At 67.2% G+C, this 3,789-nt stretch carries 4 protein-coding genes; all 4 read right to left on the bottom strand.

Features of this window, described 5'->3' with window-relative positions; genetic code table 11:
* Positions 1-78: 78 nt before the first annotated feature.
* The 4 genes from JWQ89_RS15445 to JWQ89_RS15430 all read right to left on the bottom strand — a co-directional run bounded on the left by JWQ89_RS15445 (position 79) and on the right by JWQ89_RS15430 (position 3,640).
* Positions 79-447: a response regulator gene (locus JWQ89_RS15445; RefSeq protein ID WP_299642408.1), complete on the bottom strand. Its 369-nt coding sequence runs from the start codon at positions 445-447 to the stop codon at positions 79-81.
* Positions 444-776 (bottom strand): STAS domain-containing protein, encoded by a 333-nt coding sequence (locus JWQ89_RS15440; RefSeq protein ID WP_299642407.1) that lies wholly within the window; start codon positions 774-776, stop codon positions 444-446. Before JWQ89_RS15440 ends, JWQ89_RS15445 begins: the two co-directional genes overlap by 4 nt.
* A gap of 477 nt (positions 777-1,253) precedes the next feature.
* The gene (locus tag JWQ89_RS15435) at positions 1,254-2,303 is read right to left on the bottom strand and encodes an HD domain-containing phosphohydrolase (RefSeq protein WP_299642406.1); all 1,050 of its coding nucleotides are present in this window, start codon (positions 2,301-2,303) and stop codon (positions 1,254-1,256) included.
* Positions 2,304-2,872: 569 nt separating this feature from the next.
* On the bottom strand, positions 2,873-3,640 hold the full coding sequence (locus tag JWQ89_RS15430) for a metallophosphoesterase family protein (protein WP_299642405.1): 768 nt from the start codon (positions 3,638-3,640) through the stop codon (positions 2,873-2,875).
* Positions 3,641-3,789: the final 149 nt, after the last annotated feature.

Genomic DNA, 3,789 nt, shown 5'->3' with positions numbered 1-3,789 from the left:
GGTCGAGCAGGCCGGCTTCGAGCTTCTCGAGCAGCTCGCGCGCCTCCTGGCGAAAAGTCTCGGCCGGATCGGGAAAGCTCATGGCCCGGCCACCGTCTTGATCACCGCCAGCAACTGGTCCTGCTTGAAAGGCTTGACGATCCAGCCAGTGGCGCCGGACTCGCGGGCCTGGCGCTTCAGGTCCTCGTCGGACTCGGTGGTGAGGAGGATCACCGGGATGCCCTTGCCGGCCGGGTGCTGGCGGAATTTCTTCAAAAACTCGAGGCCGTTCATCACCGGCATGTTGAGGTCGGTGACGACAGCATGCACGGTTTCGGTGGTGGCCTTGGTGTAGCCCTCGAGCCCGTTGCCGGCTTCGAGCACCTTGAGACCGGCGCTCTTCAGCGTCATGGCGACCATCTGCCGGATGGAGGCGGAATCGTCGATGGTGAGGATGGTCTTGGTCATGCCGCCTCGCGGGTGAGGGTCCAGGAGTTGAGGGAAGCGACGAGCGGGCGGCCGTCGGGGGTGAAGAAGCCGGCGCGGATGAGCGTGCGGCCCATCGGCGTTGTGGCGCCGGCGGCGAGGGTCAGGGTGCGGCCGGTGGCGCTGGTGGCTTTGGTCGCGGCGACCAGCACCTGCAGCGCTGCGATGTCGATGCTGTCGACCGCGCCGGTATCGAGGGCGATGACCGGGTGTTCGGCGAGCGCGGCGGTGAGCGCGGCGTGGAGGTTGGAAATGGTGCGCAGGGAGAGATCACCGCTCAGATGGAGCGGGTGCGGAGATGGTCGCGACATGGGTTCGTTCTGGCCCCGGATTCAGTATGGCTTCTGCGATACGTGACGTCTTGTTGCGGGCGCCGAGCGACAGCCGACGCGGGCGACGGTTCTGTCGCCACGGCCGGAAACAGTCCCCGCGCCGCGCGGAAAGTGCTGTTTGCCTTTTATGACAACGATGATCAGCCATATTTGTTAATCTTGACTTACCGACTGACAGTATTTGGCGTAATTGTGGCGTTGAAGTAATTACAAGTATTGCGACCGAAGTATCGAATCCTGCGCGGGCGCGGCGGGGACCGGGTGGAGTCGTCGCGTGACTCGGCGCGAGTCCTCGAATGCTTGCCGGGAGTCACCGGGCGGGGCCTCGGTGGGGCGATTACTGTGCATGTCTGGGGGCGGCGCGTGCGGCGGCGCGGATCGGGCGGGCGAGAAAAGGCGTCGTCCGGCGGCCGGGGCGGCGGGGATCAGATGATGACTGGGGCTGGGGGCCGGAATTCAGCCGGCGAGGCGGGCCGGTTCGGGGGCGCCGGTCATCAAGGCTTCGATCTCGGGCCAGCGGAGCTCGAAGGCGGCGACGCAGGCGGGGTCGAAATGGGTGCCGGCGAGGGAGACGATCTCGCGGCGGGCTTCCTCGATCGGCCAGGCCTGCTTGTAGGGCCGGACCGAACAGAGCGCGTCGAACACATCGGCGATGGCGACGACGCGCGCCTCGATGGGGATATCGGTGCCGGACAGGCGATCGGGGTAGCCGGCGCCGTCCCAGCGCTCGTGGTGGCTCTGGGCGATCAGCTCGGCGGTGCGGATGACCTGGGACGAGCCGTGCTCGAGAATGCGCGCGCCGATCGACACGTGGGTGCGCATGACCTCGAGCTCATCGGGGGTGAGCATGCCGGGCTTGCTGAGGATGGCGTCGGCGATGCCGATCTTGCCGATATCGTGGAGCGGCGCCGCCAGATAGATGACGCGGCAGCGCTCGGGCGTGAGGCCGATGGCGCCGGCGATCATCGAGGAGACCTGGGCGACGCGCGACACATGCTCGCCGGTATCGCCGTCGCGATATTCGATGGCGCGGGCGAGGCGCCAGATGATCTCCTCCTCGCGCTCGACCAGGTGGCGGGTGGCGCTCTCGACCTCGCGGGCAAGCCAGGCGGCGCGATCGGCGAGCTCGATCTGCGACTGGCGGAGTGCCAAGAGGTTCCGCACGCGGGCCTGCAACTCGGTCGAATCGAAGGGCTTGTTGACGAAATCGGTGGCGCCGGCGGCGATGGCGCGGACGCGCAGCGCCGGGCTGTTGTCGGAAGTGACCATGACGATGGGCACCAGCCGGTAGGCATCGGCGGCGCGCAGCCGCCGGGTGACCTCGACGCCATCCATTTCGGGCATGACGTGATCGACGAGGACGAGATCGAACTGGGTGGTGGTGGCGAGCGCCAGCGCCTGGGTGGGGCGGAGACAGCTTTCGATCTCGATGCCTTCGAGGGCACCGATCACATGGCCGAGAAAGGCCAGGCTCGATCTAGAGTCATCGACGATAAGCACACGCACCGGCTGGGCCCCAGAGCAGCGGTTGAACCTTTGCATCTAAGCGGCGGCGAGTTAACAACATCGAAAACTATGTGGCAGGGGATAGAGGGGGATCTATATTTCTGGTTACTGAATTGTATTTGGAGTGACTAGATGTGGCGGCATTGGCGCGGTGCGGGACTGCAGCACGGCGTCGGCAACCGAAAGTTTGGAGCGAGGTTACGAGGTCACGAGCGGCTGTCATCCTAGCGAAAGCTGCGACTTAACACTGATCCTGCGCTGGCTGCCAAATGGATCCCAGCTTTCGCTGGGATGACATCGAGTATTTGGAAGTCGCCCGGTGGGTGTGGCCTCCACCCCTGTCCCCTAAAGTCGCCCGGTGGGTGTGGACCCCCACCCCTGTCCCCTCCCCCTGAAGGAGGGGGAGGGAGACGAAAACGCTGACGCCGGTGGAAGGGTTTCCCTCCCCTGTTAGGGGGAGGGAGAGGGGTGGGTTTGGCACGACGCTTCATGACCCGGGGGCCGGCCTCCTCATTTACCGATCAGCGCTCGTGACCTTGCGCAGGCTTGGGACGCCGGCGCCCGTGCCTTCAGCGTGCCTCGAACACCTGTGGCGGGAGGCCGGGGGCGAGGCGGACGGCGCTGAGGCGGCCGGTGACGAAGGCGCCGGTATCGACGCCGATGCGGTTGGGGGAGAGCAGCACCTCGTCGCGGATGGAGTGGCCGTGGACCACGGTGAGGCCAAGGGTTTCGTAGGTTTCGGCGAAATCGTCGCGATACCAGACCAGGTCTTCGAGGGTCTGCGCGGCGATGGGGACGCCCGGCTGAAGCCCGGCGTGGACGAAGACGAAGCCGGGGGTTTCGAGCAGCGCCGGCAGGCTTTCGAGGAAGGCGACATGCTCGTTGGGGACGTGAGCCTCGATCAGCCGCCGCAGCGCCGCGGCGCCGCGCAGGCGATCATCGCCGATGCCGTAGGAGCGAAGCGTCTCGCTGCCGCCGAACTCGAGCCAGGACCGGCTGCGCCCGCCATGCAGCACGCTCAGCATCTCGAGCTCGTGGTTGCCGGCAAGGCAGATGCGGCGGAAGCCCGGCGGGGGCTGCGCGACCAGGTGGTCGAGCACCTGGGCCGATTGCGGGCCGCGATCGATGTAGTCGCCGAGCATGACGATGGTCCTCGGGCCGGCGAACTGCGCGGCATCGGCGACGATCTGGCGCTCCAGCGCCAGCAACTGGCGGAGGCAACCATGGACGTCGCCGACGGCATAGATGACGCCGGGGGCATCGAGGCTGGCGCGACGCGGAGCGTCCTCGGGCTCGGTGGGAGCGCGGGAGCCGAACAGAAGCTGAAATATGCCCATGGGGAGCCGCCGTGGCGAAGGGGTTGGGGGCGAGTATGCAGGAGGCCTGGGCGCGGGGCCAGCGGGATGGGCGAGGACGGGGGCGTGGTGGGCCGAACCCGCGCGCCTGGCCGCCCCCTCCACCGCCTTTGGCGGTCCCCCTCCCCCGC

The organism is Devosia sp., assembly GCF_028290645.1.
In the GTDB taxonomy this organism is placed as follows: Bacteria; Pseudomonadota; Alphaproteobacteria; order Rhizobiales; family Devosiaceae; genus Devosia_A.
Note: the sequence above shows the minus strand (reverse complement) of the source record. Positions and strands in the feature narration are given on the sequence as shown.

Bases quoted from the DNA above. Each gene is read 5' to 3' on its own strand.
- JWQ89_RS15445 (WP_299642408.1), bottom strand. From the start codon at position 447: ATGACCAAGACCATCCTCACCATCGACGATTCCGCCTCCATCCGGCAG.
- JWQ89_RS15440 (WP_299642407.1), bottom strand. From the start codon at position 776: ATGTCGCGACCATCTCCGCACCCGCTCCATCTGAGCGGTGATCTCTCC.
- JWQ89_RS15430 (WP_299642405.1), bottom strand. From the start codon at position 3,640: ATGGGCATATTTCAGCTTCTGTTCGGCTCCCGCGCTCCCACCGAGCCC.